Source organism: Corynebacterium suicordis DSM 45110 (assembly GCF_015351405.1).
Lineage (GTDB): Bacteria > Actinomycetota > Actinomycetes > Mycobacteriales > Mycobacteriaceae > Corynebacterium > Corynebacterium suicordis.
Genome location: NZ_JADKMY010000003.1, coordinates 208760 through 223658, shown reverse-complemented (window position 1 = coordinate 223658; position 14899 = coordinate 208760). Strand labels below are relative to the sequence as shown.

Here is a 14899-nt window from a genome sequence, read left to right as displayed (position 1 = left end):
CCGTTTAATTCTGCCTAGTTGCGGCCAGCTGCTCCGCCGGGTGCAGGATTGGGAACCGGAGTGCCCGGTGCGCTGGTGGGGACGGGATCCTGCGTGGGAAGCGGGTCCGGTGATGGGTTGGTGGAAGCTGGGGGAGGGGAAGGATTCGAAGGCTGGGAGGACTCAGCGGGCTTGGACTCTTCCGGCTTCTTCTTTTCGGAGCTCGGCGCGGATTCCTTGGTGTTTTCCTGAACCGTGCTGAGAGGCGCCTGCGGGACATAATTTGGGTCATATCCAGTGCCGTAGCTGCCATCGCCACCGCCGATTTCCGGTTCCTTATCCCACTTGCCCGTGGTGGTGGCCGCAGGGTGGGAGGGCGAAATAGTGGTGTTGTCCCCGTCGAGGGAATCCTTGCCCACGTCCAGATTGTTCATCATTATTCCCGCGAGCAGGGCAAACAGCAGAGCGAAGATCGCACCGATCGCCAGCACCCATGCCCACAGTGGCATGATGCGCTCCATCTTGCGGACCGTGGAAGCAAACCAGCCCTGGTTTTCCTGATCGTCTTGCGTGACCGTGTCCTCTGGATCCTTTGGAATTACCGACGCCGAACTCGACTCGGTTGGAGGCTTACCAGCTGACATTTTACGAAGTCTCTCTCACGCTTGATTGAAGGCGAACAATACCTGTGCTTCACAGAGAATCTTCTCTGCGGATCTGCGCCCGAAGCTTTTTGGCAAAGCGAAGTGGACGCCAATCTTGGCTACTTAATTCTGATGAGTCTAGTCCACATGATGCGAAGAATCACTCTGCGGGATCTCTGGGCTAGGTTCTTGCACATGCGAGAAAAACTCCCGGTGAGGGCGAAATGTTCGCGTTCTCACCAGGAGTTTTTACCCGCTTATTCAGGGGTTTCCTCTGTGTTGAGGAGGTGGTATTGCTTGGGCTTTTGCAGCTCAGGCCTTGGGTGCGCCTGGGGCTCCCGGAGCGCCGGGTGACTTGAGCTTGAGCACGCCATCGACCAGATCTGCTGCGGAGCTGGTGGAGGCAGCTGGGGTTTGCGTCTGATCGGTGGTCGAGGTTTCCGGCTTGGGGGTTTCTGACCTGAGAGATTCAGCTTCGGCAGGCGCCGCCGTTTCTGTTTCCTTGGCCGGGGGCTCGGTGGTCTCTGGAACTGCAGTCTTTGATTCTGCTGCTTCCGGTGCTGCGGGAGCAGCTGGAGCGGGAGTGCTCGCAGGAGTCGCGGGTGCAGTGGCAGCTGGCGCGCCCGGTGCGCCGGGCGCACCTGGGGCGAAGCTAGTCAGCTTGATGGGTCCACCCTCGTTGCTGGCTGGCGCGGGTGCCGGCGCTGTTTGGCTCTGCGCCTGTGCATCCTGCTTCTCAGCGGGTTTCTTCGTTTGGGCGGGGGCTTGGGTTCCTGGCGTGCTCGGGGCATTAGGCGTACCCGGGACGCTAGGGACATTCGGGGAAGTGGCAGCAGCAGGTGCAACCGGCGCTGCAGCTGGGGCGCTAGATGAAGGAGCTCCCGGAGCACCAGGAGCAGTACTGGTCAGCTTGATTGGGCCGCCGGCATTGGTGGCCGGGACTGGTGCAGATTGCGTCTGTGGCGCTGGAGATTCCGCAGGCTTCTCGGCCTTGGTCGGAGCCTGGGCGACCGGAGCAGCAGGAGCTGAAGGCGCACCCGGAGCACCAGGTGCTGATGGAACACCAGGAGCCGAAGGAGCAGCAGCCTTTGGAGCGGCCGGAGCACTTGGGGCAGCTGGAGCACCCGGAGCCGCAGCCTTTGGCGCAGCGGGCGCAGCCGGAGCACTCGGTGCGGATGGAGCACCCGGAGCAGCTGGTGCTGCAGGAGCACCAGCCTTGGGAGCAGTCGGTGCGCCCGGTGCTGAAGGAGCTGCAGGAGCGCCACCCGCAGCAGGCGCGACCGGCGCACCCGGTGCTGAAGGAGCCGCAGCAGCACCCGGTGCAGGCACACCAGCGCTGCCAGCAGGTTCAGCCTTCTTGGCGTCTGCTGCCTTTTTCTCCTCAGCCTTACGCTTCTTCTCTTCGTCAGCGCGGCGCTTAGCTTCTGCCTCTGCCTTGCGCTCGGCTTCCTCGCGGGCCAACTTTTCTTCGTCAACCCAGCCGCGCTCAGGTGCCACCAGGAACTCGCGGTTCATGGCCGGAGGCAGTTCTCCCTCCACCAGAATGGACGAGCGGAACATCTGGGCGATATCCAGCACCTGGGTGCGTTCATTCTTGTTTTCGATATCAGCTTGGCGGGTATTCACGCCGTCGCTCATCATGGTCTTACAGAATGGGCAACCGATGGCGATGGCATCCGAGCCGGTGGCCAGGGCTTCATCGGTTCGGTTCAGGTTGATGCGTTCGCCGAGGTGCTCTTCCATCCACATGCGGGCGCCACCTGCACCACAGCAGAATCCGGTATTTCGGTTGCGATCCATCTCCACCAGGTTGGCGCCGGATGCGCCGATCAGCTCGCGGGGAGCTTCGAAGATCTTGTTGTGACGGCCCAGGAAACAAGGATCGTGGTAGGTCACGGTCTGGCCGGAGTTCGGGGTGGAGACTGGTTGCAGGCGGTTTTCCCGGATCAGCTTGTTCAGCAGTTGAGTGTGGTGCACAACTTCGTAGTTGCCACCCATGTCTGGGTATTCATTGCGCAGGGTGTTGAAGCAGTGTGCACACGTCACAACGATCTTGCGCTGCTGCGGCGGTACGCCCTCGAATGCCTGATCCAGCATCTCAATGTTTTGTTCCGCCAGCATCTGGAAGAGGAACTCATTACCTGCTCGACGCGCGGAATCGCCCGTGCAGCCTTCGCCCTCACCCAGCACAGCGAACTTCACGCCAGCGGTGTGCAGCAAGTCAGCCACTGCGCGGGTGGTCTTGGTGGCGTTGTCGTCATACACACCAGCACAGCCGACCCAGAACAGGTACTCGGTGTCATCGAAGTTCTCAATGTCCTGGCCGTATACGGGGATATCGATTCCCTCGGACTTGGCCTTCTCGATCCACTCTGCGCGCTTGTTGTTGTTCTGACCCCAAGGATTTCCCTTGGTTTCCATGTTCTTGAACAAGCCACCGAGCTCGGTGGGGAAATCTGATTCCACCAGCACTTGGTAGCGGCGCATGTCGATGATGTGGTCGATGTGTTCAATGTCCACGGGGCACTGTTCCACGCAGGCGCCACAGTTGGTGCAGGACCACAGAACGTCAGGATCGATAACACCCATTTCGCCCTCGCCCACCAGTTGCAGCAGTGGGAGGCTGGAGTGGGCTTCAGTGGAGGCGTCGGCTTCCAGAACATCCACGCCACCCGAAAGGGCCTGCGCATCGGTGCCGGCCCGTGCGGCCTTGAGGTAAGGGGCGGATTCCAGCGTGTGATCGCGGAGATCCATGATCAGCAGCTTCGGGGAAAGTGGCTTGGCGGTGTGCCAGGCGGGGCATTGTTCTTGGCATCGTCCACACTCCGTGCAGGAGGTGAAGTCCATGATGCCCTTCCAGGTGAAATCCTCCATCTTTCCGGCGCCGATGGTGTCCGTTTCTGGATCGGCGTTTTCCATGGTCAGGGCTCGGCCCTGGGAAGTCATGGGCTTGGCGGCACCCAAGGCGTTGCGGCCATCGGAATTTCGCTTGAGGAAGATATTGAAGAAGGCCAAGAAGCGGTGCCATGCCACGCCCCAGCGGATGTTCAAGCCCACGATGAACAGCCAAATCATGCCGGAGAGCAGCTTGATCATGGCGAAGATGGACACCAGCAGCGGGGATTCCGGAAGGATCTGCGCGATGTGCATGGTGAGGAAATCCGTTGCTGCGTGCCCGCCCTCGTAGGAGGCGAAGGTGGCGATCTTGGAGGCTTTCACGAAGATCATGCCCAGGCCCTCGACCAACACCACGGCTTCCACGAAGTACGCGGCTCTAGAGTAGGAGCCGTAGAAGCGGGCCTTCTTCTCCTTATCGCCGATCCGTTGACGAATGATGATCAGCGCGATAATGCCCAGGACAGTCGCGATTCCCAGCAGCTCATCCACGAAGTGGTAGATGCCCCAGCCGCCGAAGATGGGCCAGCCACCCTCCGGGTTGAAGATCTGAATGTAAGCCTCAAACCAGACGATGGACCCCAGCAGGAATCCCACCATGACCATCCAGTGCGCAATGGCCACACCTGGCTTTTTCGCCATCTTGGTGTGGCCCAGGATCTCCTTGATCATGTTGAGCAAGCGCCCAGCCGGGTTATCCACACGGCTCAGCGCGGGCTGGCCGATCCGGATGGTGGAGAAGATCCGCAGAGCGCCACGGATGAAAAATACCCAGGCGGGAAGTGACAAGAGAGCACCGATAATGCCCATCGGGATCGTGATGTCCCACGGGATGTCATTGGACGTTGCGGTCCCCGCTGCAAGCAGGTTCATGGGCTAATTCCTAGCGTGTGCAGTAAAGCGTGAATTAATGATTTCTCTGCACATTAGCAATATCCCCGAGGTTTCATCGGCTTTCGATATCGCAGGTCACACCCGTTTTTCGCCGCTATTTAAACAACATTTCTGTTGCTTAATTGGATTTATTCGCGGACTTCTCCGGCTAAGGCAGCCATAACTTTGCGCGCTGCTTTGCCTTCCCTGGATTTGCCCAAATGGAACATGTGCGTGGCACCGGGCTGTGGATGGAACGTGGCCGTCAGTCCTGCGCTGGTGAGCTGCTCGGTGAGCTGGACGGAGCTGGGGTAGGAGAGATCCCGATCCCCGCAGAAAACATGAAACTCCGTCCCGCCGAAGAGCTTGGGCCAGCTGGCCGCGTCCAGATTCAACGGCGAAACAGCCGGGTGCGCGGTGGGTTCTGCAGCATCGATGCGCAGGTCGGACAACCCCTGCGCCCAGAGATTGCCCTGTGGCCGGAGTTTTTCCGGATCCAGGATGGGGTCTTTGTTCTTATATTTTTCGACGCCATCTCCTCCCAAATCCATATCTATCCAAGGGGCATTGAGAATGATCTTCCGCGGGGCCGGGAGCAACCCTTCTTCGGGGCTCACTGCGTTCGCTTCCAACCGGGCGATGAACATCCCCAGCGCGGGGCTCGCACCCGCGGAATCGGCGATGATGGTGATGTTTTCTGCGCCGTGATCTTCCACGAGTTCGCGGTATGTCTGGCTCAGCAAAGGCAGGCCCTGCGCGCAGTTATATTCTGGGATGAGTCCATAGAGAGGGATTTCCACGCGCAGCCCGGCATTGGCCAGCTGGGCAATGAAGTCCCAGTTCCGCGCCTTGATGGGCTGGGCGAATCCACCGGGCAGCACGTACAAAACCGCTTGGGTGGCTGCATCGGCGGGTGCTAGCTCGTCAAGGGCTTCGGCGTGGGGATCGTAGTGTGTGACATCCTTCGCGCTGGTTTCTCCGAATTTCATCGGCGCTACCGAGTAGACCTCGAAGCCCTGCACAGTGCGGGAGGACACGGCGAAATGCTGGCGCAGCGCATGTGGCGGTTCTGCGGGTGCAGGAACATCACCGGGCTTGTCTGAACCGGGCTTGTCTGAGGAGAGTATGGCGGAGATACGATCCAGGAAACTCATGAGTACAGCGTAATTCACCGGGGAAATTTTCGGCCCTCAGCGCTTGAAGCGGTTTCTGACGTGCGGAAATGGGTGGCGCCGAAAAAGAAAATAAAAAAGTTGAGTGAATTGGGAACAACTTTGGGGGTTGGGTAGTTGTACAGAGTGTGAGCGAGTTGAGCTAGACCGACTCAAGTTGACTTGACGCAAGAGATATTTTGCGGATACTGGAGGTCAGTACTTGAGCCACTGGCACTAAGGGCTCGCGAAAGTTACTTAATTCGCAACAAACAGGAGGATTTACAAATGGGACGCGCAGTAGGCATTGACTTGGGAACCACCAACTCTGTGGTTTCCGTATTGGAAGGTGGCGAGGCAACTGTTATCGCCAACTCCGAGGGAGCACGCACCACCCCTTCCGTGGTCGCATTCGCTAAGAATGGCGAAGTTCTGGTGGGACAGTCCGCCAAGAACCAGGCGGTCACCAACGTCGATCGCACCATCCGCTCCGTCAAGCGCCACATGGGCACTGACTGGACGAAGAACATCGACGGTAAGGATTACACCCCACAGGAAATCTCCGCTCGCACGCTGATGAAGCTCAAGCGTGACGCTGAGTCTTACTTGGGCGAGGACGTCACCGATGCGGTGATTACCGTTCCTGCATACTTCAACGACGCTGAGCGTCAGGCAACCAAGGAAGCTGGACAGATCGCAGGCCTGAACGTGCTGCGCCTCGTCAACGAGCCCACTGCGGCTGCACTGGCTTACGGCCTGGAAAAGGGCGATAAGGAGCAGACCATCCTGGTCTTCGACCTCGGTGGCGGTACCTTTGACGTCTCCCTGCTGGAGATCGGCGACGGCGTGGTAGAGGTTCGCGCTACCGCTGGTGATAACAAGCTGGGTGGCGATGACTGGGATCAGCGCATCGTCGACTGGCTCGTAGAGAAGTTCAAGAGCGCCAATGGCATCGACCTGACCAAGGACAAGATGGCTCTGCAGCGTCTGCGCGAGGCTGCTGAGAAGGCAAAGATCGAGCTGTCTTCCTCCCAGCAGGCAAGCATCAACCTGCCGTACATCACGGTGGACGCAGACAAGAACCCACTGTTCTTGGACGAGACCCTGACCCGCACCGAGTTCCAGCGCATCACAGAGGATCTGCTGGAGCGCACCAAGGTTCCTTTCGAGAAGGTTCTCAAGGATGCCGAGGTAGATGTCAAGGACATCGACCACGTTGTGCTGGTGGGCGGTTCTACCCGTATGGCTGCAGTTTCCGAGATGGTCAAGGACCTGACCGGCGGCAAGGAGCCAAACAAGGGCGTTAACCCAGACGAAGTTGTTGCCGTGGGTGCCGCTCTGCAGGCCGGCGTGCTGCGTGGCGAGGTCAAAGACGTGCTGCTGCTGGACGTCACCCCTTTGTCCCTGGGCATTGAGACCAAGGGCGGCGTGATGACCAAGCTCATCGAACGCAACACCACCATCCCAACCAAGCGTTCGGAGACCTTCACCACGGCTGAGGACAACCAGCCTTCCGTGCAGATCCAGGTCTTCCAAGGTGAGCGCGAGATGGCTGCTCACAACAAGCTGCTGGGATCCTTCGAGCTGGGCGACATCGCTCCAGCCCCACGCGGAGTTCCACAGATCGAGGTCACCTTCGATATCGACGCCAACGGCATCGTCTCCGTGTCCGCCAAGGACAAGGGAACGGGCAAGGAGAACACCATCCGCATTCAGGATGGCTCCGGACTGTCTCAGGAAGAGATCGACCGCATGGTTAAGGATGCCGAGGCTCATGCAGACGAGGACAAGAAGCGCCGCGAGGAGCAAGAAGTCCGCAACTCTGCAGAGACCATGGCTTACCAGACCCGCAAGTTCGTCACTGACAACGAGGACAAGATCTCCGAGGAGCAGAAGAACAAGGTCGAGGATGCTGCCAAGGCTGTTGACGAAGCCCTGAAGGGCGATGACATCGAGGCCATTAAGGATGCAGTGGAGAAGCTCTCCGCTGAGTCTCAGGAGATCGGCAAGGCCCTCTACGAGCAGGAAGCCGCTGCTGGCGCTGACGCTGCTGCAGCCGGTGATGCCGCAGGTGCAACCAACGAAGATCCAAATGTAGTCGACGCTGAAGTTGTCGACGAGGAGGATGACAAGAAGTAATGGCTGACACCAACTGGACCGACAACCCGGGTGATCCCGGGGCGACGGACGAGGAAACCTTGGATGCGCGGGAAGCTAATGATGTGAACCCCGTGGCACCAGAGGTGGATGCCGTGGATCAGGAACTCCAGGACATCCTCGCTGGTGAAGAGGCTGATCCTGTTGCCGCCGCCGAAGCAGTAGCAGACGAGCAGGAAGTGGCAGAAGAAGTTGCCGCCGATGCCGCTGGTGCTGGCCCGGAAGCAGCAGCGGCTGAGTTGGACGAAGTTGCCCAGCTTCAGCAGCAACTGGATGAGACCACTGATGACCTCAAGCGGCTCTCCGCTGAATACGCCAACTACCGTCGGCGTGTGGAGCGGGACCGTGCGGGAGTCATCGCTGGAGCCAAGGCTGAGGTTGCCGAAAAGCTCCTGCCGCTGATGGATGACATGCAGCTGGCAGAGTCTCACGGCGATCTCACCGGGCCGCTGAAGGCCGCCAATGACAAGCTCCAGAGCGTCTTGGCTGCCATCAAGGTGGAATCCTTCGGCGCCGAGGGCGATGAGTTCAACCCAGAACTCCACGAGGCTGTGCAAGACACCTCCTCCGGAGAGACCAAGGTGCTGGGCACCGTGTTGCGGAAAGGCTATCGCTTGGGTGATCGCATTCTGCGCACCGCGATGGTCATCATCACGGACTAGCAACAACAGCTAAATAGATTCAACAAAGGGCTCCTGCCGGCATTGTGCTGGCGGGAGCCCTTTTCCTATATCTAAACCACTGGCGGGGGAGTTGGGCTATCTGGCCCAATACCGTCCGGATCATCGGGATCATCTGGCCCGCCGAAGCCCTTCATCCAATCATCTGGGGCATCCGGACCTTCATTCATCTGCGCCATGAGATATGCGGTGGGCTTGATCTGAATCTCTGTCTGCATCTCGCCAGGCTCGGGCATCTTGATATCCGAGATGGTCTCGATCTGCCCCTCGTGCCACAGGTGCAAACGCGGGCTGATCTTATCCGCAGACTTGAAGTATTCATCCGCCGAGGCGGTGGCCAGCAACCCGATGGTGTGGAAGAGCTCCATGCCCTCGGTCACATCGCGCACCAGCATCTGCCCGCTGGACGGCATCGTGAACAGCACACCAGTGGCCATATCAATCTGCGGGAGGAATTTGCCGATGAGCTCCTCCAGGAAAATCGGCGCACTCCCCACATAGGGCGACGTGCCCTCAAACGCCCACACCTTTTCCTTTGGACTTGGCGAAATTTCAGTGACATGCAGGTCGGAATCCACCAAGTCCTGCCAGAGATTGCGATAACCCATCCGGTAGAGATCCTCCACCGGACCGCGATCGTTCAGCGCCTCCGCATCCAAAGGGAACGTAGAGTGCGCATCCTCGTCATCCAGCGGCATGTCCAGCGTCAACCGCAGCAACGTGTCCCCACTAAACGGGCGCACGGGAGAATCAGGCCCGAAATCCTCAGTATCTACAGAAGCCTCTGCCAATTCGATGGGCTGGAGTGCCACTCGCATGCGTCGATAAAAATCCACATCATCCAGCGAAGATGGTTCAAAAACCTTCATGTCCGACGCCAACCCCGCGCCCTCCCGCGCCTGCGCCACCAAAGGGGAATCCACTTCCGAGGGGTGCTCAGGGGTTGGATCTTCGGCGTGATTCTCGGAGCGAGTTTCTGGAGAAGAATCTTCGGGCGTGTTTTCAGTGGTGTTTTGGGATGCGTCCTCTGTGCCACTTTTCTCTGTGGCGTTTTTTGGGGTGCCTTCAGTGAACTCTGGCGAAGGGGTGGCTTCTGCCGAGGGTTGGTCTCCGAAGAGACGCTTGAACCAGTTCTTCCTGCGGTCACTCATGTTCTCCACCCTAGCGATTGCCAAGACAACCCTCGCTTAGACCACCCTCAAGACCTGATAAGTGAGCGATCAATTGAACGGCTAATCGGGCGGGGTCCGAGAGGGGAATGTAGCGCCTGGACTGTGCGTTAGGTTGAGTAGAGCAAAAAAGTTAAGCGGGGTACACTCAAAAATATTGAGTGCTGACGTGTAAAGGAGCATTGAAAAATTGGCACAGCAGGAGTGGTTAGAGAAAGACTACTACCGCGACCTTGGCGTTTCTTCGAGCGCGAGCGCGGAGGAAATTAAGAAGGCTTATCGCAAGATCGCCCGCGAGGATCACCCGGACAAGAAGCCCGGGGATGCAGCTGCGGAAGCGCGATTTAAAACTGCCTCCGAGGCATACTCGGTGGTCGGAGATAAAGATAAGCGCAAAGAATATGACGAGTTCAAGACCTTGGTCGCCTCCGGTGGCTACGGCATGCGCACGCCTGGCGCAGGGTCACGGGCTGGCTCCGGCATGGGTGGCTTCGGTGGCTTTAACGGAGGTTTCCAAAGCTCGGAGTATGACGTCTCCGATATCTTCGGCGGCGGGGGCTTCGGGGATGTCTTCGGCGGAATGTTTGGCGGCGGCGCTACCGGCGGTTCCACCGCTGGTAGGAGCACTGCTCGCGAGCGTGGTGCAGATGTGGAAACCGAGATCACCTTGGAATTCCGCGAGGCAACCAAGGGCGTGACCGTGCCTATTCGCTTGACCAGCCCAGCACCGTGCTCCACCTGTCATGGGTCGGGTGCGAAAGAGGGCACCTCGCCACAGACATGTGGTCAGTGCCACGGCAGCGGAATGGTGAGCGAAAACCGTGGCTCCTTTGGATTCTCCCGCCCGTGCGAGGCATGTGCCGGACAGGGAACCATCATCAAGGAACCCTGCGAGGACTGCGGTGGAGAAGGCCGGCAAACCCGGCCACGCACTATCACCGTGCGCGTTCCCGCTGGCGTGGTGGACGGACAAAAAGTACGCCTAGCCGGGCAAGGCGCAGCTGGTCAGCGCGGAAAACCAGCGGGAGACCTGCTGGTTACCGTGCACGTGAAGAAGGACAAGGTATTCACCCGCAGTGGTGATGACCTGAAGCTCACCGTGCCCGTGAGCTTCTCCGAGCTGGTGCTGGGCGGGGCTGTTACCGTGCCTACCTTGGATTCCCGCGTGCGCGTGCGCATCCCGCAGGCCACCGCGGACGGCACCACCCTGCGTGTCCGTGGCAGGGGCGTGAACAAGCGCAACGGTGCCAGCGGAGATCTCCTCGTAACAGTGAAGGTAGAAGTTCCAAAGGATCTAGACGAAGGCGCGATGAGTGCACTGCGCAAGTACTCCGAAGAGGAGAAGCGCAGCGGATTCGACCCGCGTGAGCACTGGGAAGGCAAGTGAGTGGTGAAGCATCATGAGCAACAATTCTCAAGAAGGAAACCAGAGCGCGTCTCAGAATGGCGGGCGCGCTGAAGAATCCCGAGGCAAGGGCAAGCATGAAGTATTCGTGATTTCCGTGGCTGCGGAAATCACGGGCATGCACGCTCAAACCCTGCGCACCTATGACCGCATGGGCTTGGTCTCTCCGCAGCGCACCCAAGGTGGTGGCCGCAGGTATTCGCGCCAGGATATTGAGGCGCTCCAGGAAATCCAGCGGCTATCTCATGAGGAAGGCGTGAACCTCGCGGGCATCCGCACCATCATTGAACAGCAGAACCGGATTGCTGAGCTCGAGCAGGACGCCGCTGAGCTGCGTCAACAACTAGTGGAAACCCAGGAGCAAATGCGCGCCTGGATGCAGGGACGCGGGCGGGGCCGCGGAGAGATCGTGCACGTTCCACGCTCTACGACTGTGGTGATGTGGGAGCCGCGGCGTCGAAAGAAAAAGGACCAGAACTAAAGTTCCAGGGTTCCGGTGAGGATCGCGTACAGCGAGTAGAGCGCGCAGACCACGACCACGGCGGCGATGAACCACTCGAAGAGGTTGAAGATGCGACCACCGGACTTTACGCGCGTGCACACGTAGATGATGAGGCCGGGCAGGATGAGCAGCGTACCCAGCAACACGAAGCGCAGCTCCGCGGCATATAGCAGCCACAGCGAGTAGAAGAACGCCACTAATCCCAGCACCATGTGCACCGAGTTGGTGGAGGAGCTGACCTCAGGGCCGGAGAGATCGAACTTGCGGCCTGCATCGGGGTGGGCGATTCCGCTGCCGCGCGTGGTCAAGAAGATCAGGTACAGCGAAGAAAACACGTACGGCAGCAGGTAGAGAGACGTGGCCAGCTGCACCATCGTGGTGTACGTGGACTCGTTGAGGTAGAACACCACGATGAACGCCTGGATGACCACGGCCGAGCACAATTGCGCCACCACGGGAGCGCCGAGGGCGTTGGTCCTGCCGATGATCTTGGGCAGCAGGCGATCCTGCGCCATGAGGGTGATGGGCTCGGCACAGAGCATCTGCCAGGACACATAGGCACCCAACACGGAAATACACAGGCCCACGCTGATCAGGCCAGCGCCCCAGCTGCCAACGGTGGCTTCCAAAACAGCGGCCATGGAGTTATCGCCCATCGCAGCCAATTCCTCGCGCGACACCACACCATAGGACAGGAAACTCACGGCGGTGAGCAGGAAGAACACCACAACGAAGCCGATGAAAGTAGCCAGCGAAATATCCTTGCGGTTACGTGCCCGCTTGGAATAGGTGGACGCGCCCTCCACGCCGATGAAGGCCCACACGGTGAAGAGCATCATGCCCTTGACCTGGTCCATCAATGTGGCTGATTGATCCTGGTTCTCGCCGAAAGTGGCCGCGTGTCCCCAGAAATCAGCCGTGAAGATCTCCGGGTTGAAGCCCAGGAATGCCACGAGGATGAGGAACGCAGCAATCGGCAGCACCTTGGCCACCGTGGCCACCACATTCAGAACAGCCGCCTGGCGCACACCGCGGGAGAGGACCAGGAAGATGGTCCAGGTGAGTGCCGAGACGAAAAACGCCTGCGTGAGCGGGCGGGAGCCATCGAAGAGCGGGATGAAAAAACCCAGGGAGCTGAAGAACAAGGTGGCATAGCCCACCTGAGCGATGATGGTTCCCAGCCAATAACCCCACGCGGAGGCAAAGCCCACGAAATCGCCCAGACCAGCGCGGACATAAGAGTAAACACCCGAATCCAAGTGGGGTTTACGGGTAGCCAAAGCCTGGAAAACATAGGCGATGCAGAGCATGCCCACGCCGGTGATGGCCCAGCCGATCATCGCCGCGCCGGGTGAGGCCACCATCGCGACGTTTTGTGGCAGCGCGAAGATGCCCGCGCCCACGCAAGAGCCGACGATGAGGCTGACCAGCGTGCCCATTCGAACCGTGCGCATTTCTGCGTTGGCTGGGCTGGCCGCGCCGGCTGCGGTGTTGGCTGTGTTGGCCGTGCCGGTGGTGCCGGTAGAGCTGGCGGCGGTTGTGTCGGTGGAGGCGTTAGTGGCGGTGCCTCCGCCGATGCCATTTGTTGGGTGATCCCCATTATTTGCTGACTTCACGAACAAAACCTTAGCCAACTTTCCCCGGCAAACGGTAGTTACACACCAAGAGCCCAGCAGTTGATTCACTTCTCATCAGAGGTCAGATCCACCGAGGGATCCCACAAGTACGAGCTATGCGCACCTGTCTCACCCCGGCCCATCACATAGAGATCCATCAATTCCTCCCATGAATACTCCGACCAGCTCTGGGGACCTGTTCTGCCGAGCGGTGGGCTCGCTCCAAACCCCGGGGAGGAAGGATCCAGGCCGTGAATGCCCCATACCGGGCCAGTGGCGAGCTGAATTAAATCCCCCGGGACATGCTCACTGCGGATTATTGGTTTTCCTGAGCTGTTGAGGCGCAGATCCGCGGCGGAATCCGCCGAAACCCCAGGGCTTCCGAAAAAAGTAACCTTATCCGCCGAAAGGCCATCACCATCGGCGGCCGCTGCCTGGCCGACCACCACCGAGCCATAGCTGAAACCCACCACGTTGAGATGAGCGCGCGGACTATTCTCGCGCAGAGAATTCTGGAAAGCCTGAAGGTTAGGGGCGGCGGACTTTGCGGGGGCACTGCTCATCGCGCCCAACAAGGAGGAAGGCGCGGGGTAGGCATGCCAGGTAGCCACGGCAATATTCCTGCCCTCGGCGCGAGCCCTTTCCACTTCGGCCAGCGCCCACTGGTGCGTGGTGCGCATGGATTCCACGGAACCGGAGTGCACGCCCGAAACGAACGTGGTGATGGACTCCGCGGAATTGAGATCACCCGCCACGTAGATGGGGCCTTGGGGTGTATCAATGCGGTTGATCTCCGGCAACTCCCCGGGCCCGAGGGGGCCGGTGGGAGGTACGGGCGGAATGGAGGCCGGTTGTGGCGTCGAAAAAGAATTGAGGGCTGGCAAATCATCGGTCACGGATGTCATGGCGTGAACCGCCGATGCCGCGCGCGCATCCAACACCCGGACCGTGCCTAAGGCACTGGTCAAAACCCCGGTCAGCGAACGCGCCAGAATGTGCGCGGCCGTACCTAATCCCGGTGTCCACGCGGGTAGGGGGGATGTCACGTGGCCAGCGGGGGAGACGCTCAACAGGCTGGCCCGGGCAGAGCTCAGCGCCACATTCACCACCAACTGCAGCGCGCGCAGGAGCTGCACGTGCGCGTGGCTGACCAGACCAATGCTGCTGGCTGATGCCCCCAGGACATCCCAGCGATTGATGGAAGCGCTGACCCGATGCGTTGCAGCTTCTGCGGCACTGCCCGTCCATTGACCAGCGCTCTCCCATGCCACCCGATCCCGCGCGGAATCAGCATGCCCCCGCCACTCAGAACCGGCCTGGGAAAACTCGTCACTCATCGTTCGTGCTGCATCCAGTTCGGCGTGCGCGATGGAATTCACCGTTACCTTCATCGCCAACCACCGCCAGCAGATTCACCCATAGACCCGCCTAGTGCACGGGCACCCTGCTGATCCGCGGCCTGCACGCTCGCCACATATTCCACGATCTGCCCAGCAGTGGCTTCGGCCGCCGCGCCATGCGAAATCGCAGCTCGGGCGAACTGTTCGCAAGCGCTAGCCAGCACACCGGGGAACATCTCGCCCGGCAGATCAACATGCGGTGCCTCACCCAAGCGACGCCCAGCCACTCCCACCAAACCCGCCACCCGCTGCAGCTCCTGAGCTCGGAACTGCACGGCCTCCGGATGCACGCTTGTGTCCCCCAAACCGGGCAAAACACTTCCCCACGGCATAAATAATCCCCCTCTTGTCCCCACTGAGTGCCTTGTCGGAAAACTCTAACCTCCGGGCAGGACAACCCAGGACAATCCTCGCCATCTCCGCGGCCA

11 protein-coding genes are annotated in these 14899 nt (G+C 59.8%); 4 read left to right on the top strand and 7 right to left on the bottom strand.

Translation table 11 applies throughout. The features are described 5' to 3' along the window. Positions 1 to 14: 14 nt before the first annotated feature. From IRY30_RS09430 to IRY30_RS09420, 3 genes are all read right to left on the bottom strand, one after another. On the bottom strand, positions 15 to 623 hold the full coding sequence (locus IRY30_RS09430) for a hypothetical protein (RefSeq protein WP_194557171.1): 609 nt from the start codon (positions 621 to 623) through the stop codon (positions 15 to 17). Between the two features lie 312 nt (positions 624 to 935). Next, a complete protein-coding gene (locus IRY30_RS09425; RefSeq protein ID WP_194557170.1) occupies positions 936 to 4391 on the bottom strand; it encodes a heterodisulfide reductase-related iron-sulfur binding cluster in 3456 nt (1151 codons plus the stop codon). A 149-nt stretch (positions 4392 to 4540) separates the two neighbouring features. Then, entirely contained in the window at positions 4541 to 5563 is a 1023-nt protein-coding gene (locus IRY30_RS09420; protein ID WP_194557169.1) for an alpha/beta hydrolase, read from the bottom strand. Positions 5564 to 5830: 267 nt separating this feature from the next. On the opposite strand from IRY30_RS09420, the gene dnaK reads away from it, so the two are divergent. Both dnaK and grpE read left to right on the top strand, forming a co-directional pair. Next, positions 5831 to 7681, top strand: a complete 1851-nt coding sequence (dnaK, locus tag IRY30_RS09415) for a molecular chaperone DnaK (RefSeq protein ID WP_194557168.1) — start codon at positions 5831 to 5833, stop codon at positions 7679 to 7681. Next, the gene (gene grpE / locus IRY30_RS09410) at positions 7681 to 8361 is read left to right on the top strand and encodes a nucleotide exchange factor GrpE (RefSeq protein WP_194557167.1); all 681 of its coding nucleotides are present in this window, start codon (positions 7681 to 7683) and stop codon (positions 8359 to 8361) included. The genes dnaK and grpE overlap by 1 nt, the downstream gene beginning before the upstream one ends. 71 nt (positions 8362 to 8432) lie before the next feature. Here grpE and IRY30_RS09405 read toward each other — a convergent pair whose 3' ends face one another. Continuing rightward, on the bottom strand, positions 8433 to 9530 hold the full coding sequence (locus IRY30_RS09405; protein ID WP_194557166.1) for a hypothetical protein: 1098 nt from the start codon (positions 9528 to 9530) through the stop codon (positions 8433 to 8435). 208 nt (positions 9531 to 9738) lie between these two features. Here IRY30_RS09405 and dnaJ point away from each other — a divergent pair, with 208 nt between their 5' ends. Both dnaJ and IRY30_RS09395 read left to right on the top strand, forming a co-directional pair. Then, positions 9739 to 10935, top strand: coding sequence for a molecular chaperone DnaJ (gene dnaJ, locus IRY30_RS09400; RefSeq protein ID WP_194557165.1), 1197 nt, complete (start codon positions 9739 to 9741; stop codon positions 10933 to 10935). A 13-nt stretch (positions 10936 to 10948) separates the two neighbouring features. After that, positions 10949 to 11434, top strand: coding sequence for a heat shock protein transcriptional repressor HspR (locus IRY30_RS09395; RefSeq protein WP_194557164.1), 486 nt, complete (start codon positions 10949 to 10951; stop codon positions 11432 to 11434). On the opposite strand, the gene IRY30_RS09390 is transcribed toward IRY30_RS09395, so the two are convergent. The 3 genes from IRY30_RS09390 to IRY30_RS09380 all read right to left on the bottom strand — a co-directional run bounded on the left by IRY30_RS09390 (position 11431) and on the right by IRY30_RS09380 (position 14803). Beyond that, the gene (locus IRY30_RS09390) at positions 11431 to 12909 is read right to left on the bottom strand and encodes a basic amino acid/polyamine antiporter (protein ID WP_194557257.1); all 1479 of its coding nucleotides are present in this window, start codon (positions 12907 to 12909) and stop codon (positions 11431 to 11433) included. The two genes, IRY30_RS09395 and IRY30_RS09390, sit on opposite strands and share 4 nt — an antisense overlap. 227 nt (positions 12910 to 13136) lie before the next feature. Further along, the gene (locus IRY30_RS10440) at positions 13137 to 14450 is read right to left on the bottom strand and encodes an alpha/beta hydrolase (RefSeq protein WP_194557163.1); all 1314 of its coding nucleotides are present in this window, start codon (positions 14448 to 14450) and stop codon (positions 13137 to 13139) included. Positions 14451 to 14458: 8 nt separating this feature from the next. Next, positions 14459 to 14803, bottom strand: coding sequence for a hypothetical protein (locus IRY30_RS09380; protein ID WP_194557162.1), 345 nt, complete (start codon positions 14801 to 14803; stop codon positions 14459 to 14461). Positions 14804 to 14899: the final 96 nt, after the last annotated feature.